15 protein-coding genes are annotated in these 25,334 nt (G+C 55.1%); 4 read left to right on the top strand and 11 right to left on the bottom strand.

All coding sequences use genetic code 11. The features are described 5' to 3' along the window. Positions 1 to 17 precede the first annotated feature (17 nt). Positions 18 to 1,172, top strand: a complete 1,155-nt coding sequence (gene dinB / locus A3841_RS11620; RefSeq protein WP_083610317.1) for a DNA polymerase IV — start codon at positions 18 to 20, stop codon at positions 1,170 to 1,172. A gap of 716 nt (positions 1,173 to 1,888) precedes the next feature. Here the strand turns inward: dinB and A3841_RS11610 are convergent. The 5 genes from A3841_RS11610 to A3841_RS11590 form a co-directional block, all read right to left on the bottom strand. Beyond that, positions 1,889 to 2,791, bottom strand: a complete 903-nt coding sequence (locus A3841_RS11610; RefSeq protein WP_073852681.1) for a hypothetical protein — start codon at positions 2,789 to 2,791, stop codon at positions 1,889 to 1,891. Between the two features lie 76 nt (positions 2,792 to 2,867). Then, complete coding sequence (locus A3841_RS11605; protein WP_073852452.1) at positions 2,868 to 3,233, bottom strand: hypothetical protein; 366 nt, start codon at positions 3,231 to 3,233, stop codon at positions 2,868 to 2,870. A 3-nt stretch (positions 3,234 to 3,236) separates the two neighbouring features. Next, positions 3,237 to 4,706 (bottom strand): cellulose synthase family protein, encoded by a 1,470-nt coding sequence (locus tag A3841_RS11600; protein ID WP_073852451.1) that lies wholly within the window; start codon positions 4,704 to 4,706, stop codon positions 3,237 to 3,239. Next, a complete protein-coding gene (locus A3841_RS11595; protein WP_073852450.1) occupies positions 4,706 to 6,250 on the bottom strand; it encodes a 4Fe-4S binding protein in 1,545 nt (514 codons plus the stop codon). Before A3841_RS11595 ends, A3841_RS11600 begins: the two co-directional genes overlap by 1 nt. Before the next feature lie 10 nt (positions 6,251 to 6,260). Beyond that, positions 6,261 to 7,649, bottom strand: coding sequence for an NAD(P)/FAD-dependent oxidoreductase (locus A3841_RS11590; RefSeq protein WP_073852449.1), 1,389 nt, complete (start codon positions 7,647 to 7,649; stop codon positions 6,261 to 6,263). A 718-nt stretch (positions 7,650 to 8,367) separates the two neighbouring features. Here A3841_RS11590 and A3841_RS11585 point away from each other — a divergent pair. Further along, positions 8,368 to 10,020: a M28 family peptidase gene (locus A3841_RS11585; protein WP_073852680.1), complete on the top strand. Its 1,653-nt coding sequence runs from the start codon at positions 8,368 to 8,370 to the stop codon at positions 10,018 to 10,020. A 231-nt stretch (positions 10,021 to 10,251) separates the two neighbouring features. Here the strand turns inward: A3841_RS11585 and A3841_RS11580 are convergent, their stop codons facing one another. The 6 genes from A3841_RS11580 to A3841_RS11555 all read right to left on the bottom strand — a co-directional run bounded on the left by A3841_RS11580 (position 10,252) and on the right by A3841_RS11555 (position 23,085). Continuing rightward, complete coding sequence (locus A3841_RS11580) at positions 10,252 to 11,295, bottom strand: SusE domain-containing protein (protein ID WP_073852448.1); 1,044 nt, start codon at positions 11,293 to 11,295, stop codon at positions 10,252 to 10,254. A 73-nt stretch (positions 11,296 to 11,368) separates the two neighbouring features. Next, positions 11,369 to 12,958 (bottom strand): RagB/SusD family nutrient uptake outer membrane protein, encoded by a 1,590-nt coding sequence (locus tag A3841_RS11575; RefSeq protein WP_073852447.1) that lies wholly within the window; start codon positions 12,956 to 12,958, stop codon positions 11,369 to 11,371. A gap of 15 nt (positions 12,959 to 12,973) precedes the next feature. Further along, entirely contained in the window at positions 12,974 to 16,309 is a 3,336-nt protein-coding gene (locus tag A3841_RS11570; RefSeq protein ID WP_083610316.1) for a SusC/RagA family TonB-linked outer membrane protein, read from the bottom strand. Between the two features lie 8 nt (positions 16,310 to 16,317). After that, entirely contained in the window at positions 16,318 to 17,352 is a 1,035-nt protein-coding gene (locus A3841_RS11565; RefSeq protein ID WP_073852446.1) for a FecR family protein, read from the bottom strand. Between the two features lie 201 nt (positions 17,353 to 17,553). Beyond that, a complete protein-coding gene (locus A3841_RS11560) occupies positions 17,554 to 20,148 on the bottom strand; it encodes a cellulase family glycosylhydrolase (protein ID WP_073852445.1) in 2,595 nt (864 codons plus the stop codon). 111 nt (positions 20,149 to 20,259) lie between these two features. Further along, positions 20,260 to 23,085, bottom strand: a complete 2,826-nt coding sequence (locus tag A3841_RS11555; protein ID WP_073852444.1) for a DUF4961 domain-containing protein — start codon at positions 23,083 to 23,085, stop codon at positions 20,260 to 20,262. Between the two features lie 353 nt (positions 23,086 to 23,438). Here A3841_RS11555 and A3841_RS11550 point away from each other — a divergent pair, with 353 nt between their 5' ends. Together A3841_RS11550 and A3841_RS11545 are read left to right on the top strand one after the other, a co-directional pair. Further along, positions 23,439 to 24,929, top strand: coding sequence for a PAS domain-containing sensor histidine kinase (locus A3841_RS11550; protein ID WP_073852443.1), 1,491 nt, complete (start codon positions 23,439 to 23,441; stop codon positions 24,927 to 24,929). Beyond that, entirely contained in the window at positions 24,922 to 25,320 is a 399-nt protein-coding gene (locus A3841_RS11545; RefSeq protein ID WP_073852442.1) for a response regulator, read from the top strand. The genes A3841_RS11550 and A3841_RS11545 overlap by 8 nt, the downstream gene beginning before the upstream one ends. Positions 25,321 to 25,334 lie beyond the last annotated feature (14 nt).

Raw genomic sequence — 25,334 nt, 5'->3', positions numbered from 1 at the left:
GCGACTCCCTTGAAAATATGGCAAAGCAGCGACAGGCGCTGTACTTCCTGCAGCGGTTTTTGTATCTTTGCAAGTATAAAAGCCATACTTTGGAACAGCCCATCCGCAAGATCATCCACATCGACATGGACGCCTTTTTTGCCTCCGTGGAGCAGCGCGACAACCCCGAGCTGCGCGGAAAACCCGTGGCTGTGGGCGGTTCCAAAGCACGGGGCGTGGTGGCCGCCGCCAGCTACGAAGCCCGCAAGTATGGCGTACACTCTGCACTCGCCTCTAAAATAGCGGCCCAGCGCTGCCCCCACCTCATATTTGTGAAGGGCCGGTTTGAGGTATACAAGGCGGTGTCGCGGCAGATTCGGGAGATCTTCCATTGCTATACTGACCTGGTGGAGCCGCTCTCGCTCGACGAGGCCTACCTGGACGTGACAGAGAACAAGATCAGCATGCCATCGGCCAGCATCATCGCCAAAGAAATCAAGCAGCGGATCTTCGAGGAGACAGGCCTCACCGCCTCGGCGGGCGTGTCGTACAATAAGTTTCTGGCCAAGATCGCCTCCGACATGAACAAGCCCGACGGCTTCACGCTGATAACACCGGACAAGGCGGAGCAGCTGGTGGCGGGGCTGCAGATAGAGAAGTTTCATGGCATTGGCAGGGTAACGGCAGCCAAAATGCAAAGCATGGGCATTTTGACCGGGGCTGATTTGCGGGAGCGAACGGAAGAAGAACTGGTGCGCCATTTTGGTAAGGTGGGCCGCTACTACTACCGCGTAGCCCGTGCCCAGGACGAGCGTGACGTACAACCACACCGTATCCGCAAATCCATCGGCTCGGAGCGCACCTTTGATGCGGACCTTACCGAGGAAGATGATCTGCTGGAGCGCCTGCAGCACCTCTCCGAAGAAGTGGCCCAGGACATGGCCCGTCTGCAGGCCAGCGCCAAAACGGTTACGCTCAAGATCAAGTACTTCGACTTTACACTGAATACCCGCAGCAAGACTTACTTAGGTGAGTTTTCCTCTGCCGATGCCATTTATACCATTGCCCGGGAACTGTTGCGCACGCCGCAGCTACCCGCTTACCCGGTGCGCCTGTTGGGCATCTCCGTCTCCAGCCTCACCTACCAGCACGACCGCCTGCGCGAAGGGTACCAACTCACGCTGGAGTTGTAGAGGAGTTTGGCAGTACTGGGGCTAACCGCCCCTCTGTTCAAGTATAAACCACCCCCTAAAATAGGGTTGAGCTCTTGCAATACCGGATCCAACCACCCCACCCCTCTCCCGAAACAAGTTCGGGATCCAAGACTTGTCTAAGGAGGGGAGTCTGGCATTACTGATGCTAAAGTATAAGTATCATAGTTTCTGTTACTATCAGCAAAAGTTTAAACCCACCACTACCTCTCCTGAGAGGGGAACCATACTTGTTGCTATACTTTTTTGTCATCTCGAGCAGGGCGAGAGATCTATCTGGAATTCTAAAGAGATCTCTCCCAAAGGTCGAGATGACAAAGCCGTAGCTATCGAACTGATCCCAGTCCTTGGGTTGAGCGCCTTGTGAGATCCGGTGCCCGTCAAGGGCAGCGCCTTGGCGCAGGAGGGAACACAGCGCGATGCCCGAAGGCGATCCCTCTCGGGCTTGAGGGAGCCAAAGTATGAGATGCAACTATGGGTTTGTGGGAACTACAGGATCAGCGGTAGCTAGCAAGTATAGCTTGTATCAAGCGGAAGGAAGCGGCGGCTAAGGAAGTATAGATCAAGCATGAAAGTATAGGCAACGCGGATTAGGAAATCCGCAGCGGCTTTGGTTCCGGACAAGAACGTCCGGAACAGCAAGTATATAAAGTATAGCAGCGCCTAAAAAACAAAGGCCGAGTATCAAACCTCACCAACTACTTCAGCTTCAACTCCCGCCGCAGCGGCTCGTGCTCGTTCTTATTTTTGGTCCAGTAGTCGGTTACCATTTTGGCTTTGCGGGTGGCGCGGCTCACCTCCTGCTGCCCGTTCCTTAGCGTGCGTACCTCCTCCCAACCGGCTATCTCGAAGGGAAAAGCGGAAGTATAAAAAACGCGCAGGGTACGCGGGTACGACGTATACCTCACCTCCAGCACCTGCAGGTCGGCCTCCGCGAAGCCTGCCATACTTTTCTTGGCCGGATTTATACTTATCTCCGCCTCCTCCGCCTCCAGTTTTTCATGCGTCAGCCGCTGGTCCAGCAGCGCGGGGATGAGCTGCACCTCACCCGTCGGCACCTGGTTGGGGTGCAGGCGCAGCAGCGTCCAGAGGTTGTCTTCGGGCATGGCATCGAGGGATATTTCCTTGTCGCCATCCTGCTCAAAGTAGGAGAACTGCCGCGCCTTATACTTTCCGTCCTTCCTGTTGAGCTGGGTGAACGTGTGCCCGCACCACTCCTGCACGCTGGCTGTCACCTTCACGGCCGGCACATGATCGTACACGGGTGTAAAAACCGACAGCATCATCGAGTAAGGGTAAATGCCGGTCACGAACTTCTTCGTCAGGTTCAGCTTCAGCACCTTCTGGGCATCATCCTCGTTGTCCTGCGGGTTATCCAGCTTTACCTGCTTCTTTCTGGAGAAATCCTCCGTCACAAAGATCAGCACCGCCTCCCCATTTCGCTTCTCGCCATAGCGGTATTGCTCCAGAGCATAGGTGTTGATTTCTGCTTTCCCCTGAAACCAGTAGGCGCCAAAGGCATCGTAGTCCATGTTGCGCGAGCCGCCGGAGCTGCAGCCCGCCAGAAGTATAAACAGGGTAAGGTATAGGAGCTTTTTCATGGTCGTAATAGCAAGGCTTTGGGCAAAGAGCCGCTTTGCAATGTATACTTTAAATTCAAAAACAGGAAGCAACAGGCTATACTTTAGGCACCTGCTGCAGCGCCCCGTTCAGCCTGTCTTTCAGCTCCTCCAGCGACCGCATACTATCCAGTTCTTCAGCCGTCAGCAGCACTGCTACCTTGCCTTCCTGTTGCAGCGCCACCACCGGAAACTTGTTGCAGACATCACCAAACGTCCACTCATTTTTATAGATAAAACTAAGCTCGCAAGGCAGTGTTTTCAGGTATGCAGCCCACTCCGGGAACATCTCGAAACGGCCGTAGGTAAGGGCACAGAGGCTGCAGGAATAGGTTTTTGGGGAGATGGCCTTGTGTGCAAAATCAGTAAGCTTGTTGAAAAAGCCCGACTCGGCGTTGTACACAAAAAACAGTTTGGCAGCCATAGGTCAAGTTCGTCGGTAAGAGAGCGCGGAGTGATAAAAAACCAGCAGGTAACCAAGGGCCAGCATGCTATGGAAAATCAGCATCACGTACTCCTGCTGCACCACGCTCCAAATGGCCACGGCCAGGAACAGCAGCCCCAGCAATCCCTCCAGGTAGGTAGTAAAGGGCATCTGCATGTTGCGGTAAAAGTTCTCCTGCCAGGTATGCTGCCGCGCCTCCAAATTAAATTTGGGTGTGCGGATAAAGGGCGATTTGCGGCCGGTCCAGCCCTCCCACACCGCTACGGCGTTGTGCAGCGCCATCCCCATCGACACCGACAAAAACAGCGGGTAGTACAGCAAAAAGCCCAGCACACGGTGCATACCCATACTCTTGCCCAGGAAGTTCGCCTGAAAGTATACCAGGCTGATCACCACAAAACCAAGCAGCATTACAGCTGCCGCCTCATAGGCACCTGAGGGCAGCAGGTTGTGTACCTTCGCCCAGAGCAGCGGGATGCTGGCCACCGAGGCCACCAGCAACGCCACAAACACCGCGCTGTTGAGCAGGTGCGCCAGCGCGTGGTACTTGGTCCGCAGCGGCTTTCCGGAGCGAAGGACTGTGCCCAGGTGCTTCACCGCCGACTCGGCCCCGCCCTTGGTCCAGCGGAACTGCTGCGATTTAAGGGCGCTCATCACGGGGGGCAACTCCGCCGGCGATTCTACTTCAGGCAAGTATAAAAACTGCCAGTCCTTTAATTGGGCGCGGTAACTCAGGTCCAGGTCCTCGGTCAGGGTATCGTCCTGCCAGTTGCCGGCATCCAGGATGGTGGCTTTGCGCCACACGCCGCCGGTGCCGTTAAAGTTGATAAAGGCATGTTGGCTGTTGCGGCCCACCTGCTCCACAAAAAAGTGCGCGTCCAGGGCCAGCGCCTGCAGCCGGGTAAGGATGGAGTAGTCCTTGTTCAGGTGCGTCCAGCGGGTTTGCACCATACCCAGTTTCGCGTTGGCAAAGTATGGGATCGTTTGTTTGAGGAAGTCCGGTTGCGGGGTGAAGTCAGCATCAAAAATGGCGATAAACTCCCCTTGCGCCAGGGCCAGTCCATACTTCAGAGCGCCTGCCTTAAAGCCGCTGCGGTCGGGCCGGCGGATGTGCCGCAGGTTGAGGTGCGGGTACTGCTTTATTTTTATCTTGATGATCTCCGAGGTCTCGTCATCGCTGTCGTCAAGCAGCTGCACCTCGAGTTTATCAGCAGGGTAATCCAGGGCTGCCACCGAATCGATCAGGCGCTCCACCACATACTTCTCGTTGTACACCGGCAGTTGCACTGTTACCGCCGGCCATACTTCGGGGGCAGGTGGAGCTGCCCTTTTGCCCAGCCTCCGGAACAGCCGGAAACGGTACAGCAGGTGGGCCTGCGCCATACTGTACAAAAGTATAAACAGCATGGCGATCCCATAAATCAGCGCACAAAGTATAAGCAGTAAGGTCATTAGTTCAGTACATTGATCGACTCGTTCCCGGTCAGGAAAGGAATATCGGTGATGCGTCCCTGCTCCGTTCCGTTCTCCAGCTTCAGCACGCCACGCGGGCACACGCTGGCGCAAATGCCGCAGCCCACGCAGGACGACCGGACGATGTTCTGCCCCCGCTGCGCGTACCAGCGCACGTCAATGCCCATCTCGCAGTAGGTGGAGCAGTTGCCGCAGGAGATACACTGGCCGCCGTTCGTGGTGATCCGGAACCGCGACTTGAAGCGCTGCACCAGGCCCAGGTAGGCAGCCAGCGGGCAGCCAAAGCGGCACCACACGCGGTTGCCCATCAGCGGGTAGAAGCCCACGCCAATCACCCCCGCAAAAGCCGATCCAATCAGGAAGCCGTACCACTGGTGCAGCATGTCGGTGGACTGCTTCAGCAGCGCAAATTCGGTGAAAAAATTGGCAATGGTAAGCAAAGTGATGACGGTGATGATGACCAAAATGCCGTGTACCATCCAGCGCTCCACTTTCCAGGCTTTCAGGGATTTATCGGAAAGGTGGCGGTAGGGATCGCCGGCGGTTTCGGCCAGGCCGCCGCAGCCGCACACCCAGCTGCAGTACCAGCGCTTTCCGTAAAAATAGGTAAACAGCGGCACGGCAAGTATGATCAGCAGAATCCCCCAAATAAACAAGAACAAGCCGATGCTGCCGCTGCCCAGCATACTGGCCACACTGTACTCGAAGAAGAAGTCATAGTCCAGCGGCCAGATGTTTTTCAGGTCGTACCAGGGCAGGTTCAGCAGCACCAGCACCTCCGGAATCAGGAAAGCAAAACTCAACTGAAAGAACATGACCGAGGCCGTGCGCAGCAGCTGGTAGTTGTTGCCTTTATACTTGCGGAACATCCGCACGCCCATCACCAGAATGGCTAAGGTATAAATGGTGCCATACAGAAACCACTGGCTGGCTGGCCCTCCCGACAAAGCGTAGCTGAGCGGATCCACGAGCAAGGCCCAGTTCACGAGGTACTCGGGATACCAATACAGCAGCACGTAAATGGCCGTTAAGTATACCCCAATCGTTATCCCGACCACCCCGCGCGCTTTATTGGAGGAGAACATGATGCCGTTGTTTTTGATGCCCGCTGGTTCGCCCCTATACTTTGGCAGGATGTTGACCAGGGCGCCGGCTGCCCCCAGTATAACCGTCAGGAAGAGCAGCAGCAGCTTGTTGTTCTCCACAAAACCCTGGCTGGCTACCCTTGCAAGGGCAAAGGCATAGTCGTCCCAAATCACGCGGTCCCATTGCTGGCTGCGCTGCTGCTCCTCGTTGTAGTTGTCGAGGTAGCGGTTAAAGTCGGTGGCAAAGCCGAAGCTGGACGTATACGTCTTACCCAGCATCGGCTGCAGCTCCTGCCGCAGCACCTCCACATGCTCCTGTTTCACCGACTGCTCCAGTTCCTGTACCGTCAGCTCGAACCGCCCCATAAAGAGCAGCGCGTTGAAAAGCAGCAGCGCCAGCAGGAACACACCCAGGCCAAGTTTTTGTATCGCGTTCATAGCCGTTTAACTACCTCCATAAGTAAGACAAAAGTCCTTTCTTTTCTTTCTTCTCCTGCTGCAGGTCTGTTCCTAACTGCCGGTTGTAAGCCTGCAGGATGTCACGGTGGTGGCGCTCATAAAATTCCGGATCAAAGTTGGCTTCGTGCAGTTTTACCAGCACCTGCTCCACCGTCCAGCTCTCCCGCAGCGCCTGGTCGAAAAAATCGTGCCGCAGGCGCATGCCCAGGCAGTTTACGCCGTGCAGCTTTTTTGTCTCGCCGTTGAACACCGCCCGAAAAGCGATTTTGCCATCCGCATGCTCCCAGTAAAATGATGTTACCGGCTCCTCCCACCTGCTGGGAACCATGCCGTAGGTCTGGTACTCGATATCGAAGAACTTGGCGGAGTTAAACCACGGCCCCGGTGTGTAAGCAACAGGCTCCGGATGGGTAAGGTTGTGCGCCAGCGTTTCGCCGTGCATCCGGCCGGTATACCACACCTGTTCTATACGTTGGCGCTGCGGCACCGGCACCCGGTACTCGGCACAGTCGCCGATAGCAAACACGTTGGGGATATTGGTGGCAAAGCGCTGATCGACCAGAATACCTTTGTTCACCTCCAGTTGTGTGTTGCGCACCAGCTCGATATTCGGCTTCACGCCCACCGCCAAGCCCACAAACTGGCAGGGAATCTCTTCTCCGGATGCGGTCACGACTGCGCTTACCTTACCTGCTCCATCGTCCAGCAGCTCCTTTAGCGCTGTCTGCAGCCGCAGGTCTACGTGGTGCTCGCGCAGGTGGCGCATCACCAGTTCCGACTCCTCTTTTGGCAGGATGTGCTCCCAGAAATGCTTTTCGCGCACCAGGAAGGTCACCGGTATGTTGCGGCTAAGCAGCATCTCCACCATCTCCACGCCAATCAAACCGCCGCCCACCACCACGGCGTGCCGGCAGTTGGCGGTGTTATCGTTCATCTTTTGCAGATCCTGGTAGGTGTATAGCCCCTGCACCCCCTCCAGCTCTTGCCCCGGCCAGTTAAACATGTTCGGTTTTGACCCAAGGGCCAGGATCAGGATATCATACTTTAGCGGCTCCTGTTGCTGCAGCTGCAGCTCTTTTTGCTCAAAGTTTATACTTGTCACCCAGTCGTGCACCAGCTCCAGGCGGTTTTTCTCCCAGAACCAGTCCTCGTAGGGCTTGGTGTGCGCATAGGTCATGTGGCCCATGTAGATGTACATGAGCGCAGTGCGGGAAAAGAAATGCTCGGTTTCGCCAGAGACGATGGTGATGTGCGCCTCCGGGTCGCGTTTGCGGATGTGGCGCGCGCAGGTTATCCCCGAAATGCCGTTGCCGATGATCACGATGCGGCGGCCTTTCGTGCGGATGCAAAAATCACCTGTCTGTGCTGCGTCCCTCATAGGATTTGTTTGCGCTTGCTAGCCCGCTTTTATACTGTAGCGGGCACTGGTTTCTCAAATTTACCTCCAAATTACGGATGCACCTATACCTTCCCGACAAATGGCTCGTGTCGCACGGCAGAAGTATGGATCAAGAGATGTCCGCCTGGACCTAAAATGGATCCCGGTGTAAAGTATAAGTATACTTCATGCTGATCCCACCAATGCAGAAGCGTTGCCGGATGAATCAACAGCTTTGGCTGCAAAGCGTCCTGCAGCGGTTGGTTTATACTTTTCTGGAAGCTTTCTTTTAGCAGTCCTCAATTTCAACAGGAAATGACTCTTTTGCCTTTATTGAACATAATAAATCAACTTAAATAATTATTGTTTCCGACCCGCACAAAGTATAGCGGCTTCTGCGCCAGCTGCTACCCCGAAACACCCTTGCGCAGCAAACGCATTCCGAAGGAAGGCCTAATGGAACGAGTTCTAAAGTATAAACCAGCTTAAAATCCCCAGCAACGATGGGCCTGACACTGCCGCATACACTACATAACCACCTGCACGTATAAACAGCCTCGCTCCCACTCTGTTTCAAAACCATCAGGTATAATCAGGCGCTGTCCCCAGTTTATACTTCAGCGCTACAGCCTTTCCTTTAAATTTCTCTTGTGCCAGGGCATCTTTAGCATAAATGGCCGTTAATGTTTTTCTTTACCGGATGACCAACAATAAAACTATGCGATTGAAAAGTATAACGGCAGGCCTGTGCCTGGCGCTGGCCTCCGTATCCGCTTACGGCCAAACACCTGATGTGCCCAGGCCCGTGGCCAAGGCAATGAACAAAGTAAAGCCTGCCGACATCAGTGCGCACATCGCCTACCTGGCCGATGACAAGCTGCTGGGCCGCAAGCCGGGCACCCCAGGCTACCAAATGGCGGTAGACTATGTGACAGCCCGGTTTAAGGAGCTGAACGTGCAACCTGCCGGCGAGAATGGCACCTACCTGCAAACGGTGCGCGTGCGTACGGCCACCACAGTCCCGGGCGCTAGCCTGCAGCTTACAGCAGACACCGCGGGCACCGAAGATCTGGTGTACGGCAAAGACTTTATACTTTTCCCGAATGCGGTGGAGAAGCAGGTAGCGGTGGATGCCCCGTTGGTTTTTGCCGGCTTCGGGATAAGCGCCCCAGACCTGAATTACGATGATTACGCTACCATTGACGCGAAGGGCAAAGTGGTGGTTATTCTGCGCAGTACGCCTGCGTCGTTTCCGTCCACGGTGGCATCTTTTAGTATGGATATGCAAACCATACTGAACACGGCCGCTGCAAATGGTGCCGTGGGTGTATTGCTCGGCTCCCTGAACCCAAACGGTGGCCTGCCGGATTTCTCTACCAGGGGTATGAGCAACGTGATGGGGGCAGATGGAACGGTAGCCGCCTCGCGCAGCCATCACGAAGACGTAAAGCTGATGGGCATGCTCCACTACAACACGCTTCAGAAACTGATAACGGGAGCAGGACTGGACCTGCAGCAGGTGGCGGGTACCATCAAAAGCGGGAAACCAGCCTCAGCCATACTTCCTTTCCGCATCAAGGGCAGCTTCAGCAACAGATTCGAGGACATAGAGAGCTACAATGTGATCGGGAAAATAGAGGGCTCTGACCCCGTGCTTAAGAACGAGTACGTGGTGCACAGCGCCCACCTCGACCATACGGGCGTAGGCAAGCCGATCGACGGCGACTCCATCTACAACGGTGCCCACGACAACGCCTCCGGCGTGGCCAGCCTCCTGGAGATTGCCAAAGTATACCACAACGTAAAGAAGAAGCCGAAGCGCTCCATACTTATTGTGATGGTAACGGCCGAGGAAATGGGCCTGCTCGGCTCGGCATACTTTGCCAAATTCCCTACCGTGCCTGCCAGCCAGTTGGTGGCCAACGTGAACACGGACATGCCGACGCTCATCGCGCCGCTGCTGTCGGTGGTGCCGCTGGGGGCTGCGCATTCGTCCTTGCAGGAGGAGGTGCAGCAGGCCAGTAAGTATCTGGGGCTGGATGTGGAGGAAGACCCGGAGCCGGAGCAGAACCGTTTTGTGCGCAGCGACCAGTACAGCTTTGTGGTGCAGGGCGTGCCGGCACTCCACATCAAGTATGGCAATAAGACTGCAGACGGCAAAAACAACCTCGACGAGACCGTGAAAGTATGGCGCGACAAGTATTACCACAAACCGCAGGATAACTTTGAGGGAGGTGTATTTGATTTCGATGCCGCCAGAAAGTATGTGCAGCTCAATTTCCTCATCGGCTACCTGGTGGCCCAGGAAGAGCAAAGACCTACCTGGAACGAAGGTGATTTCTTTGGTAACAGGTTCGGTAACATGGAGTAGAAACAAACTCAAGTTGCGATTAACGCACCCCTGCCCCTCCGAGGAGGGGAATATCTACTCTTTTGAAAAAATTCCCCTCCTCGGAGGATTGGGGGTGGGTTTACACCTTCACTGCATCAGTGAATCGCAAGCTGAGTATGCAAGTATAAAACCAGCCCATTTTATACTTGTGGTAAAACAAAAAGAGCCCGGCAACAACGCTGCCGGGCTCTTTTTATAAAACTCATACCTTTATTTTTTGGTGATGGTATAAGTTGCCGTTTCGTCCTCGTTTTCCAGGTCCAGCACAATTTCATAGGTTCCGGCCGCAGCAACAGAAATATCAGCTCCACCGGCCTCCAAAACGTTATCGCCATTGTTCTCGCCGTAGTTGGTGCCCCAGTCATCGTTGAGCCTGAACTTGATCTTTCCTGCAGTTAAGTTAGTAGTTAGCTTCCAAACCCCGGCCTCGTTATCATAGACCATGTCGGTATCCTTATCCCATCCTCCGGGAGTAGCATCACCGATCAGCCCCCACGAGTACTTGGCTGCTGTCCAGGTCATGGTATTCAGGTCAACTGTGATTCTGTAGCTGTCCTTGGCTGGAACTGACAAATCAGGGCCGTTCACAGCAAGGGTGCCGGCAGCAGACCCGCCCCCGTAGTTTGTTTCCCAGCTTCTTCCCGCCGTGATCTTAAACTTGAGGTTGTTATCCTTGTTGTTGAAACTAATGATGCCCTGGTAAATCCCGTTGTCCTCCACCGAGATCAACGAAGGAGCCGTTTCCGGGCTCCAGCCCTGGTAATCGCCCGGAACATACACAAAAGTAGGCTCCACATACGTAGAATACGTGGTTACTGACACCGTTTCTGCCCCAGAGTAAACAGGGTTGATAAGATCAGAAACCGTCGCTTTGATCCTTATAGCAACGTCATGCGCCTCTTCCGGGGTATACTTCAGTTTCGTAAGCAGCGTGTTCAGCTCCTCCACGGTGTATACTTTCTCGCGGGTGTTTCCCAGCGACACACTGTAAGGCTTCACAAAATTGTCGCCGGCGGTATCGATTTCCAGCCAGTACTCCGCAGCGGCCTTATAACCGAAATCAGCATCGTTCCAGGAAAGAGTCAGGGCCTCACTTGCAGCTTCTTCCTCTGTAAGTAAGAGAGAAGTTGCTGATGCCGTTAATACCGGCGCCGTCCCCTCCCGGACAACCGCCTTGTCTTCATCCTTCTCGCAGCCTGTTAACAAGAGCGATGCGAAGAGGAATAGTAATGATCTATTTAACCAGCTTTTCATAAAGACATGTTTAATAAGTTTTGGAAGCGCTTCCGGGCTATGGTTGCTACCGCCCGGAAGCGCTTATTGATGATTAATATCCTGGGTTCTGCTGCAGGTTCGGGTTAGCGATCAAATCCGGCGTAGGAATCGGGAAGAGGGCACGGAAATCCCCAACCGCGCGTCCTTCGGCCACACCGCCTTTCCAAGGCCACAGGTAGTCGCTTCCTGTAAACAAGCCGTAGCGGATAAGGTCGGTTCTTCTGTGGCCTTCCCAGTACAGTTCCCTGCCTCGCTCGTCCAGAACAAATTGCAGGTTCAGCTGGCTCTGGGTGATGTTGCCGGAGGCACCGTCATAGGCACGCTCCCGCAGCCTGTTTACCAGATCAACCGCCAGGCCCAGGTCGCCGCCCGCACGAAGCGCAGCCTCAGCATACATCAGGTAGGCATCAGCCACACGGAACATCGGGAAATCGGTATCAACGAATTCCAGGCCTGCATGGGATCCTACCTCTCCGTCAGAGGTCAGGTTTTTATACTTTGCGATAGCGTAGCCATTAGAGAAGGGGCCAATCTCGGCAATCTCCAGTGTCTGCCCGAGTGTATAGAAGTTGGCTCTGTCATCCTGGCTGTCTTCCGGGTTCGGGAACAAGCCTACGAATGCAGAAGTGGTGCGCAGTCCTGCCCATCCTCCGCCAACGCCGAAATCCTCCACCGGGCGCATGGAGCCGCCAATGGGCGCATGCACCAGGTACGTCGTGCCACCAAAGGTCTGGGTTCGCTGGCCATCGAATGCGATCGGGAAGATGATACCATTGGCAGTATGGTTATCAGCCAGGAACAGGTCATCGTAATCCTCTTCCAGCGTGTAGCCGGCATCCACCACTTTTTTAGCGTAGGCCATGGCATCAGCATACCGGTTTTCACCTTTGTATACTTCTGCGTTCAGGTATAGCTTTGCCAGCAGGGTCCAGGCAGCTCCCTTGTCGGCACGGGCATACTCGTTCTGCATCGGCTCCGCCAGCAGGCTCTCCACCGCCAGCAGTTCTGCCTCTACGTAGTCAAACAGCTCCGCTCTGGAGATCTGCTCCGGGAAGAAAGCGCCTACCTGATCGTTCTCATCCACAAAAGGAACGTTTCCGAACAGGTCCAGGGCATGATAGTAGCTAAGGGCTCGCAGGAAGCGGGCCTCCGCATGGAACAGCCTGGCGGTCTCCGCGTTGGCACCGGTGATACCCCGGCCGGCTAGTTTCTCATCCGTCGTCTCCCGGATAAACTCGTTAGAAAGCGAGATCTGGTAGTAAATACGGGCAAACATGGCCGTGATGAACTGGTTGTTTGGCGACCAGTCCATGTCGTGCAGGTCTGGCAAACCGGCGTCGCCCCAGCCTATGATGGCCTCATCCGTGGTGAGCTCCTGCAGCTGCCAGTACTGGCGCAGGTACGAGGAGAAGCCCTCGTCGCCGCCTGTAATGTCCGGGTCGCCAGCGGGGCCAATCTGGCCTGTCAGGGCATAGCCGGCATACACCTTGGCGAGCACCTGCTTGTAGTTGTTAAAGTCGTTGTAAACGGTTGCCGACGTTACCTCATATGGAGGCGTCTGGTCCAGGTCATCTGTACAGGATACAGTTGAGAAGCTTATGAGGCCGGAAAGGAGCAGACTTGCTATATATTTCGTCTTCATTTTATACTTGTGCTATTATTGAAAATCAAGGTTTACTCCCAGCGACAGAACTCTTGGCCTTGGGTAGAAGTTGTTGTCGATACCACCCGTTACCTCTGGGTCCAGGCCGTCATACTTTGTGATCACGAACAGGTTTTGTCCCGTTGCCGTGACGCGCAGGTTCACCTTGTCGTTGAGGATGCTGCCCACGTTGTACCCCAGGTTCAGGTTGTCCATGCGCAGGAAAGAGGCATTCTCCACAAAGTAATCAGAGTACTGGCGGTTAGGGTCATCCGGGCCGACAAAACCGAACTCGTTAATGGAGCTGGGGATCGTGAGCAGGTAACCTTCCCAGTCGATGTTGCTGTAAAAGGTGTTGGCTTTGATGTTGTTATAGGCATAGTTGCCCACAGAGCCACGCAGTACAAAGCCCAGGTTCCACTTGCCGTAGGTGAGCTGTGAGCTAAAGCCAAAGAATGCTTTCGGCTCCGGGTTCTTGTAGCGGTACAAATCCTGGTCGGTGATCGATCCATCCCCGTTCAGGTCGGCATACAAACCCTCTACCGGCCTGCCGTTCACGTCATATACTTGCTTGTATACATAGTAGGAGTAAGTAGGGAAACCAACGGTGTGCACCTGGATGGTATTACCCACACCGCCACCGATGCCGCCAACCGGAATGCCCACTGCATCCTCATCCTCTAGTCTGCTCAGGCTCGTGATCTCGTTCTCGTTATAGGTTCCGTTCAGGCTAATATCCCAGGTGAGTTTCTCCGTGCTGATGGCGTTAAAGTTCAGAACGGCTTCCAGGCCCCGGTTCTCGATGCTACCAACGTTCGTGTACAGCCTGTTTGTAAGGTTAGAGCCCGCTGGCACCGGAATGATGGCAAGCAGGTCGTCGGTTTTCTTGAAGTAATAATCCAGGCTACCGGAGATCCTGTTGTTGAGGAAGCCAAAGTCCAGGCCGGCGTTATACGTCTTTGTCTCTTCCCATTTAATGTTCTCATCATACCCCTGCGGACGCAGCGTACGGTAGAACGTATCGCCAAACTGGTAGCTGGCTTCTGTGTTACTTGGACTATAGCGGGCCAGGTAAGGGTAAAACCCACCAATGTCCTGCTGGCCTGTTATACCATAGCCCACTCTCAGTTTCAGGTCAGAAATGGCCGTTACGTTCTGCAGGAAAGGCTCCTCGTTAATTCTCCAGGCAAAGGCAAGCGAAGGGAAGGTGCCCCATCGGTTATCCGGACTGAAGCGCGAGGAACCATCCCGACGCACCGTGGCCGTCAGGATATAACGATCCTTGAAAGCGTAGTTCATTCTACCGAAGTATGAGAGCAGCACGTTGGTTGACTCAATCGGGTTTGGCGCCTGCACCAGTGTATCACCCGCAATGTTGAAAGTGGCAAAAGGCGGCTGCTCATTCTTGAACTTCTGGTAAGAATAACCTGCCGTAAAGTCTACACGGCTTTGAATATTCTCATACTCCTCCACGTAATTCAGGTAAAAGTCCAGCAGGTTGTTCGTCTTTTCCTGCGAGTACTCTCTGAAGCTACCGCCCTGCACATACACAGCTGCCAAGGTAGTCGGTAGCGTAATAGAGCCTTCTCCCTTCGACACATCGTAGCCCAGGTTCAGGTTTGCCCGGAGCGCCGGCAGGAAGTGGAATTTATAGTCCAGCTGAATGTTGCCGATGCTTCTGCTTACATCACTCTGGTCGTCGGTTTGCTCCAGGGTGCTCAATGGGTTACGGGGAGCCAGCGTATTGACAATCGGGTTTCCATTGTCATCGATTTTATACCATTCAAAATAGCCTCCAAACCTGTTCGCCTCTCTGTTATCGTAAGGCGACTGCGTAGGATCGAATGAGACAGCGGAACCGATTACCCCTTCGTTGGCGAACTGGTGCTCAGACTTAACGCCTTTCACATTCAGGTTCACGGAGAGGTGATCGTCCAGGAATGTTGGATTAAGGCTGACGCTACCTGTGGCACGCTTCATCTCCGAGGTCTTCAGAATGCCTTCCTGATTCAGGTAGCCTACCGAAACGCGATACGGGATGCTCTTTACCGATCCGCTCACGCTCAGGTTATGGTCGTGGCTCACGGCATCCCGGAAGATCAGGTCCTGCCAGTCGGTGTCAGCGTCGCCAAGCAGCGCTTTGTTCTCATCCGTTGCATATTGGTTCACCACTGCGCGGTACTCATCGCCCCTCAGCACGTCCACCTTGTCCCGTAGCTGGGAAATAGAAGCCAGGGAACTCAGGCTTACTTTCAGTTTATCGCCGGCGCGGCCCTTTTTAGTGGTGATGATGATGACACCGTTGGAGGCCCTAGAACCGTAGATGGCGGTGGCGGATGCATCCTTCAGCACGTTGAAAGTCTCGATGTCGTTCGGGTTGATGAGCGACAGCGGGTTGGCCGATCCTGCAATGCTGCTGTTATCAACAGGCACACCGTCGATCACGATAAGCGGATCGTTGCTCGCGTTCAGCGATGAGCCACCACGGATACGGATTCTGCTTCCGGAACCAGGGGCACCGCCATTAGAGGAGATCTGCACGCCCGCCACTTTACCCTGAATGAGTTGCTCGGGAGTGGTGATGTTTCCCTGCTGGAAATCTTCCTCCGAGATGGCCGTTACGGAGCCGGTGATATCGCTCTTACGCTGCGTACCGTACCCAACTACCACTACCTCCTGCAAGGCTTTTGTATCCTGGGCCAGCACCACGTTAATGTTGGTCTGGTTGCCCACGGTTACCTCCTGCGTAGTATAGCCGATATAAGAGAGTACCAATACGGCTCCTGTCTGGGGTACTTCTATCTTAAAGTTACCGCTTGCATCCGTGGAGGTGCCTCGCGTCGTGCCGCGCAACACCACGGTTACACCCGGCAGCCCAACACCTGTTTCATCGGTCACCGTACCGGATACCGTTACATTGGTTTGGCTGTTGACGCTGCTCCTAAGCTGCCTGACTACGTTGTTTACAGGGGCCGGCGCGGCGGCAGTTTTCTGGATAATGTAAACCTCATTTACCTTTTTATAGCTTAGGCCCGCCGGCGCAAGTATGCGCCCCAACAGCAGATCAGCATCTTTCTCCCCTTCCAAGGAAGCAGGCACCCGCAGTTGGAGGTTGTCCGCCACATCAGCTTTATAGGAGAACTGAATGCCAAACTTACGTTGCAGATCATGCAGGGTAGCCTTCAGCGATTTGCTGATGTACCCCTGCTCTTTATTCCAATTACTAGCTGCCAGCTCCAGCTGCACATCACCGGAAGCATACACATGCTGGGTAGTGCCGGGTAAGCCGAGGCAGCATAATACAGTAGAAAGGCCAATAGCCCTAATTCTACGGGTATATTTGTTTTGCATAAAACTGATTATATATTAGAAATGAGTATAGTTTTCAATTCCTCCTGCTTGGTGATCCTGGCGCCCAGCGTGGCAGAGACAGTAGCCAGAATCTTGTCCACGCCCTGTTCGTTCAGGCTTGCGGTCAGCTTCTGGCGGGCCAGTTCAGCATCCTCAATCACCACCTGGTAGCCATACACCTGCTCCAGCATGTTTGCTATCTCCTGCAGGGATGTGTTGTCAAAAATCACTTTGTCGTCTTTCCAGGCAATGTAAAGCTCGGGGCTCACCCGCTCCCGCGTGATCATGCCTTCCGTTTTCAAAACCTCTACCAGTTCGCCGGGCTGCATCACCACCAGCTGCTCCTGCCCTTTCTGTTGAAAGGAAAGCTGCACCTTCCCGGAGGCCAGCATCACCTTACTCCCATTGTTACGGCTCTTCACGTTAAACTCGGTGCCCAGCACTTCCACCGCTGCTTCATCAGCGGTGTGTACTACAAACTTCTGATCTGCGCCCTTATGCGCCACATCGAAAAAAGCCTCTCCTCTCAGGTAAACCCTCCGGGCGGAGAAACCAGGCCAATGATTCGAATAAGTGATGGAGGAGTTTCCGTTCAGCACCACCCTGGAACTATCGGGAAGTAGCACCGAAAGCTTTTCGCCATATCCGGTAGTATAACTCACGGGCGCCTGTCTCATCAGGAACACCGTAGCTGCCCCCACCAGCAGCAGTGCTACTGCCGCCGCTATACTTCGGCTCAGGTTGCCGCTCCACCAGCTGATAGGGACAACGACCTCCTCCATTGGCTCCCCGTCCTGCTCCTCTTGCATGGCCCGCTGCAGGCGCTGCCATACTTCATCCACCCCAGCAGGCTGGTAGCCGGGTTGATGGCCGGAAAGAAGGACCACCAGTTTACGTGCCTGCTCCACCTCCTCACGTTTTGAGGGGTTTTGTGCGAGCCAACCCAGCCAGAAAGTGTCGCCAGCTGCATCAGGGGCTTTCACCCACTGAATAAAGTACTCATCTGCGGCAAAGTCTACAGCACTGGCAAGTTGGTAGTTCATGTATCTACTTGTAGGTAGCGTCGGTTTCAAAAGTGAGCGCTTGCTCTCTGTCGTAATTAGCCCCTTACCCTGTAAACTATCCCTCCTGTTAGTGAAAATATTTTCTTTTATATCACTATACTTATAACATGTTTACTTTGAGATAGTTGCGCATAGACGGGTAAAAAGTAATTGCCTTGTTTGGCGCTGGCGTTCCTGGAGCTACTCCTTCCCCGCTTTCTCAAGCCACACGCCTTCCACCTCAAAGCTTAGGGGCTGGGCTTTACCTGGCTGCGAGCCGTTTCCGGAGATCGTTACCTCCAGCTTCTCCACATCGCTCAGGTTAAAGGGCGCTGCAGCGGATGGCGTGAACCAGAAGGGGTGAAAGCCCGGGTAAGGCCTTGGCAAAAGTATAAACGATGCTGGCTTGAGGCTGTTTATGGGGATTTCGAAGTCCTGCCGGGTAGCGCTTAGCTTTACACTGGCGGAGAATGCCGCCGCACCCGACGTTATCAACGTAATCTTAGCCTGCACCGCCTCTCCCGTAGCCGAGCGGGCCCTGAGCACCAGTTTATCGAACCCAGCCAGCTCCGACTCACGCCCTTTCAGCTTGTCCTGCACGAATAGTTGGATGCCCATCACACCCTCCTGCGGCGGCTCCTCGCTTGTCAGGCGTAAAATAAGCTGGCCCGGCTGCTGGCTGGTGATGAACTGGCGCTCGTTTTCTCTCCATAGATTCGGGTAAATGAAAAGGTCCTGGTCGCGGGAGGGGTTGAACAGCGCCAGGTTCCCCCGCTCCGAGGCCACATACGTTTCCCATACTTCGTGGGGCACATAATCCCATGCCCACGGGTTGCCTTTATACTTGCCAGGGAATACCGTGTAGTTTCCCTCCCGGTCCTCCACCACGATCCTATACTTTAACAGACCAGGGGTCAGCAGTTCGGCAGGAATTTCAGCCTGGTAAGTATAGGGTTTCACTTGCTGCATTTCCACGGTTTTCCAGACGCCGGAGAGGTTGTTTGCCACCAGGCTGATGGTTGCGGTGGTGTCTACTCCCACTACTTCTGCAGTTAAAGTATAAGGCCTGCCCGCAGTTACCTCGGTATAAGATGTATGGCGCAGGTATACTTGCCCGGTATGCGGATTCGGGGCCACGTACTCCTTAAGCCCTATCGTACCTAGATTCTTCGTATCAACGGATTTAGCGTTTTTGCCGCCCTTGCGGAGCAGGTAGGTGCCCGGCTTTACCCTGAAGTTTCCGTTTCGGGTGTTGGTTGTAAGGCTGTTTCCCTGGTTCAGGCCTTCTACCGTGAAGCTATCCCCGAGGTTCGGCAGCCTGATCTGCATGTCGTGCTCCTGCCATTGTATACTTGTAGCGGTCTTCTGCGGGGAGGCTTTGGCAAAGGGATCGCTCACATGAATGGCATCCGGCATCACCTCCAGGCGCCACACCCCATTTTCCAGCTTATCCAGGAAGTAGGCACCCCGGCCGCTATACTCCACCACTGCGGAGTTCCCGACCCCGGCCACTTTCTCCAGTTTGGCGATGCGGGCAGGTTTGGAAGTGGTGGAATTGGAGTAGTAGAATTTCTGCGGCGTGTTCATCTCGCTGAGGTCCTGCCCGTAGCTGACCCTGAAGGCGCCAAAGGCCGTGTCGGCCGGGTAGGTGCCGTAGCTCCTGAGGCGTGGCAATTGATGGAACGCCTCTGAGGCGATCATCAGGCTGATGGCCTTGTCGGGGGTGTAGGCCAGGTTCACGTAGTGCGTCTGGTACTCGGTGTTGCCGTAGGCTGTCGCCAGCGGATCGTACGCAAACTGCGTCGCCCACTGGAACCCGGCGGTACGGAAGCTGCGGGCCATGGCCGGGTACATATAGGACCCCAGGATGTCGCCAGCATCAAACTCATACACCATCCTGGCCTTACCGGTATACGCCGGAATGGTATCGAACGGAATACGGTACTGGTCTACGTGGGGAAGGTAGTTCCCTTTCAGGGTGCGGTTCGCCACGAGCCCTGTCGGATACCACTGGAAGCTTACGCCCTGTATGTTGGCTTTCGAGACAACATCGGCATAGGTGGGCGACTCACTGATGTTGTAGAAGATAGGTTTGGTCCAACCCGTTCCGCGTACGGCTGCCACCATGCGGTTCACGTACTCCGTTGCCCTTTCCTTGGGACCACTGTGCTTTGGCTCGTTGTTTATCTCGGCCGCGATAACGTCCGGGTCGTCCTGGTAAGAAAGTTTGGTGTAAGGATTAACGTGCTGAAAGAACTGCTGCAGGTATCTTTCCTGTGCCACAAAGGCTTTCTCCTCTGTTACCGCATGCTGCTTGTTATAGATGCTGGAGAAACCGACCGTCTTCACGTCCGGCTCCGGGTAACCGGGTCCCCAGTAGGCGATTGGCGTAATCAATATCTTGATGTTCCGCTCCTTCAGCTTCGCGATCAGGTAGTCGAAAAGCCGCAGGTGCTCGTTCTCCAGCAGGTTGCCAACAGAGTCGGAAATCTCCGTGTCCCATACATGCACCCGGAAAGCATCGAACCCCATCCTGGCGAAATGATACACATCCTGGTCGATGGCCTTCTCCAGATCTACGTTCAGGGCTTTGTGGGAGCGGTAGCCGTAGGCAAAGGGCACGGTATAGTTTACCCCAAAGAAGTTGGCCTCTTTGTTGTCTTTCTGCCACCGCATCACGCCCTCTTTATCTACATAGATGCTGCTCTTGCCCTGCGCCTGCAGCGGGGAATGGGACAGGCTTAGGAACGCCAGAAGGAGAAGCAGGTATGGGGTGGTTTTTCTTAATGATGCCATAGCAGAAGGTTAGGTTGAAGCCACTGGCCTTAAACGCAAAAAGCTGCGCGGCCCTATAGCGTACTATAGCCCCGCGCAGCCTTGTTTATCCCTTCCGATCAGAAAAAATTACTACTCCGATACTTTCACCAGCTTTTGCACATGGCGTTCGTTCCCGGCCGTGACCTGCAGGTAGTACAGACCGTTGGCTGCCTTCTGGAGCGGCACCTGCCCCTGCAGCACCTCCTGCGTTTTATTTAAAGTATGGCGGTAGAGGATGCGGCCTGTTACGTCCAGCACCTGCAGCTGCACCGGGCCGCGGTAGGCGCTCTCAAAGTATAAATTAGCCGTGCCCGGTGCCGGGTTCGGGTATACCTTTATACTTTGGCCAGCCGCTAACTGATCATCCGCGGCAAGTATGATGCGCGACCAGGGCAGCAGGTTGGTAGCCGGCCCCTCCAGCTTTTGCGTGGTGAAGAGCCTGAATTCGCCCGGCTCCAGCAGGATTTCCTTGTTCGACTCTGTGATCACCAGTTCATCGCCGGTAAAGTAGTCGTACCAGGTGCCTGCATTGGGGAAGTTGGCCTGCGGCAGCTGTTGCTGCACGTCAAAGTTACCAATCAGGAACACGTCCATATCCGCTCCATCCAAGGTGATGCGCTTGACGATGTTGTCCAGGTCGAGGGTAAAGTCTTTGGTAGCGAAAGCCGGTTGGGATGTTTTGAGCTTGATCAGCTCGGCGTATACCTGGAACAGCTTTGCCCGCTCCGGGTCGTTCTGGTAAGTCCAGCGCAATGGCTTGTTGCCGGTGCGGCCATGCTCATCTATCCCGATATCGTAGCCCAATTCCCCGAACTGCCAGATCATTTTCGGTCCGGGAATGGCCAGGGCAAAGGCAGCCGCCAGTTTGGCGCGGTTCAGGGCGGTGCTCTGTTTGCGGGTGCTGTAGCTGCTGGTGGCCTTGCCATTCTGCTTCACATCATACATAAAACGCTCCTCGTCGTGGCTCTCCAGATACCCGATTACGTGCGGCTGCTCCCAACCGCGCACCTGGTAAGACAGCCATTGTGGGTTGGCGTTGGTGCCTTTGCCCAGTTGGCGGAAATCGTGGTTGGCATTGCCCCAAAAGAGCATGCCGTAGTTGGCCAGCTCCTTCTCCTCGGCATTGTCGGCAAAGTGCTCCAGGATCACGTAAGCTGTTTCGTCTATACTTCTGATCTCATCGTAGATGCGTTTCCAGGTGGCTACGCGGTCGGCATCATAGGCGCTCCAGGCACCCACATCGTCGCCTGAGTTTTTCTGGGTAAAGCCTTTGGAAAGATCGAACCGGAAACCATCCACTTTATACTCCTGCAGCCAGTACTGCGTCACGCGCTGCACCAGGGCCTTGGTGGCCGGGCTGTCGTGGTTAAAGTCGAAGAACACGTTGTAGGGATGCGTGGCCACCGGGTTAAAGTATGGGTTGTTGGCTGCCGGTCTATTGTTGTTTTCATCCCAGTACAGCTTTACGTACGGAAACTCGAAGTCAGCCTGGTTCAGCACCACGTCAAGTATAACGGCAATGCCTGCCTTGTGTGCGGCATCAATAAAAGCCTTCAGGTCTTCCTCGGTACCATAGGCCTTGTCCGGGGTAAAGTAAAAAATCGGGTTGTAGCCCCACGACTCGTTGCCTGAGAACTCCATGACCGGCATCAGCTGAATGGCGTTTATACCCAGCCGCTTGAAATAACTGAGGGTATCGGTGAGCGTTTTATAGTTGCGCGTGGCCACAAAATCGCGCAGCAGCAGCTCGTAGATCACGAGTTGGTCCGTGGCGGGGCGCTCAAAATCCTCCACATGCCAGCTATACGCCTGCTGCTCCGTCTGCAGCACCGATACGATGCCGCTGGCTCCCTCCGGGTAGGGCTTTAGGTTGGGATAGTTCGCATCACCCAGGAATTGGTCGTTCCAGGGGTCCAGGATCTTCTCGGTATACGGATCGGCCACCGCCACGGCGCCATCCACCAGGTACTGAAAAGCAACCTCCTCCCTGATAGGCAGGCTGTGCAGGCGCAGCCAGTAGCGGTTCCCGTCGGGTGTGCGGCGCATCAGGTGCTCCTGCGTCGGCTGCCAGTCGTTAAATTCGCCAATTACATACACATGCTCCTTGTGCGGCGCGTAGAGCACCAGCACCACTTCGGCCTCATTGATGTAGTTGATGCCGTCTACCATGCCGGCAGGAAGCGCCGCCACGGGCACAACCGGCTTGATCATGTACTCAAACGTGTCCGAGGCACTTTCCCCCGCTTTTATGGCTTCGATGGTAACCCGGTGGCGCAGGCCTCTGTCGGGTCCGGTGCGGATCGTATGGCTCAGCTTCTCGCTGCCCAGCACGCGCCGCACCTCCACCCCATCGTGCAGCAGGCGCAGCTCGGCCGCCTCGGAGGCAACGGCCTCTACCTGCATCGTACTGTTCGGTGCTGCAAAAAAGAACTCCTGCTCCGGCTGTTGAAACGAGACCTTCAGCTCGTCCTCGTACACCGCGATGATGATGTCCTCGGTTTGAGCAGTGCCGTTGCCGTTCTTCAGCAGCAGGCCCAGTTTGCGGATGGGGGTGCCGGCGGGCACGCCAAAGTATACGCGCGGCACCAGCGTGATCTGCCATTTGTCGTTGCCCAGCGAAATCATTTTGCCGGGTTCGAACGGTGCTCCCCAGGTGCTCTGCCCGGCGGGCTGGTACTCAAACGCATCTCCGTTCGCAGTGGTCCCGGCCCCGGACCACAGGTATACGTCGCTTGTCTTGCCCAGCAGGTTCTTGGCGCGCGGGTCTTTGGCCTTGGTCAGGTCGAAGGTGATGGTGACCTTCTTGTCTGCCGTCGGGAAGGCCGGAACCGTGGTGACAACCTGCGCCAGCGCCTGCCAGCACAGGAACTGAAGTATAAAGAGCAACAGGAGACGCGGGAGGGTAAAAAACTTCATAAGCAGCGCAGTAAGTATGGTCAAGCAAGTATAAAACGCTTTGCGGCCGCTTGCAAGTCGGCAAAGCGCGGTAAGTTAAGCAACTATGGGGTATATATGGATAACAGCACACCCGGAAAAGTATACGACCAACTGCTATGAGCGGCCGCTTGTGCTATGTCTGGCAACACAGGCGGGTTTGCCCCTTGCTACCCCTATAAGCGCTTTATAGAAAGTGCAACTAAAGAATAGGAGTTTACAAATCTTGTGTATATTGTGGCGAATTTCCGCATTGTCTGCACTCGTAGTGGAGGCGGTAAGGAAGTATAAAGTCGATACCCCGAAATTTTTAGCCAAAGCCTTAATCTATCCGCTTGCAACCCCCTGTCTTAAAAGAAGTTAAGGATAATCACTCCCGTGAGTTCTACCAGGCCATCGTGGGCAACAGCCTGGAGCTGATTGCTGTGCTGAATGTGGAGGGCGTTTATACTTTTGTGGGCGACTCTGTGACCGCCTCGCTGGGCTATTTGCCGGAGGAGCTCCTGGGCGTGAACGCCCTGGCCTTCATGCACCCGGATGACCTGCCGGGCGTGCAGCAGGCGCTGGAGGGACTGCTTTCCTTCACCCCTACCGTTATACCCACCTTCCGGTTCAGAAATAAGCAGGGGGAATGGCGCTGGCTGGAGTGCAGCGGCCGCAACATGCTGCACAACGAGCACGTACGCGGCATCCTGACCAGCTCCCGCGACGTGACGGAGGCCGTTAAGCTCTCCTACAACCACGACCAGCACCAGGCCTATTACAAATCCCTGTTCTTTGAGCACCCTGACACCGTTTTTACCCTGGACCTGAGCGGGACGTTCCAGAAAGTGAACGGGCACGTGGAGCAGCTCACCGGCTATACCGGCCCCGATCTTTTAAACCTGCCCTACGCTACCCTGCTACATCCCGACTCGGTGGAGGTAGCCGCGGCATCGATGAAGAAAGTATGGGAAGGGCGGGCCTGCACCGCAGAGATTTTTATCATCACCAAGGAAGGCGCCAAACGAAATGTCAGTGTCACGATGATGCCGGTGCATTTCAGGGGGGAAATGCAGGGCGCGCAGGGCATTGCCAAGGATATAACAGAAGCGGTGCAGGCGCAGCGGCTCATCGAAAAGCAGGCGGATGACCTGTACAAGCACAACCTGGACCTGCAGCAGTTCACCTACATGATCTCGCATAACCTGCGGGCGCCCGTGGCCAACGCACTGGGCCTGGCCCAGCTGGTAAACAAGCTCCCGAAAGACACCTGCAACTATGACAAGGCCGTGCAAAAGCTGCAGGGCTCTATCCAGCAGCTCGACGGGGTGGTAAAGGATATCAACCAGATCCTCTCCCTGCGCGACGCCAGCCGGGTATCGGCACGGGAACCCGTGTACTTGGGGCAGGTTTGCCAGCAGGTGCTGGAGCAGTTTAAGGATGAACTGGAGCTAACCAAAGTACAGGTACAGGTGGACATTGACCCCAGCTACCGGCTCATGTCCATCCGGGCGTACCTGTACAGCATCCTCTACAACCTGATCTCCAACAGCCTGAAGTATAAAGCAGACTGCCGGCAGCTGGAGCTGGCGGTAGCAGCCCGCCGCGATGCCCGCGGCTATGTGCTCACGGTGCGCGACAACGGTTCGGGCATGGACATGCACCTGGTGCAGCACCAGCTGTTTCAGCTGTACAAGCGCTTCCACCCCAACACCCACGGCAAAGGCATCGGGCTGTTTATGGTGAAGACGCAGGTGCAGGCGCTGAGTGGCAAAATAGCAGTGGAGAGTGCCCCCGACCAGGGCACCACATTTACGATATACTTAGGAGCAAAACATGTATAACAAGGTTTACATTGTAGACGATGATGAGGTAAGCATCTTCCTGACGGAGGCGATGCTGGAGGCGGAGCGTTTTGCCACAGAGTGCAAAGGCTTTCAGGATGCGAAGATGGCCTTGCAAAACCTGTTGGAGAGCGCCCGGGGCAGCAGCGCGGATGCCTTGCCTGAGGTCATATTCCTGGACCTGAACATGCCTTTCCTGAGCGGCTGGGACTTTATTGACGCCCTGGCTCCTTACGAGCAGGCGCTGAAAGGCCACTGCCGCATTTACATCCTTACCTCGTCCGTGGATGAGCAGGAGCGCAAGCGTGCCAACAGCAACAGCCTGGTGGCCGGCTTCCTGCAGAAGCCGCTGGAAGACGAGTGCCTGACACAGCTGAAGAAAAGCAGCTAAACCCATCTAGAAAA

The organism is Pontibacter flavimaris (genome assembly GCF_001907195.1).
GTDB lineage: Bacteria > Bacteroidota > Bacteroidia > Cytophagales > Hymenobacteraceae > Pontibacter > Pontibacter flavimaris.
The sequence above is the reverse complement of the archived record's forward strand: the minus strand, read 5'-3'. Positions and strand labels throughout refer to the sequence as shown.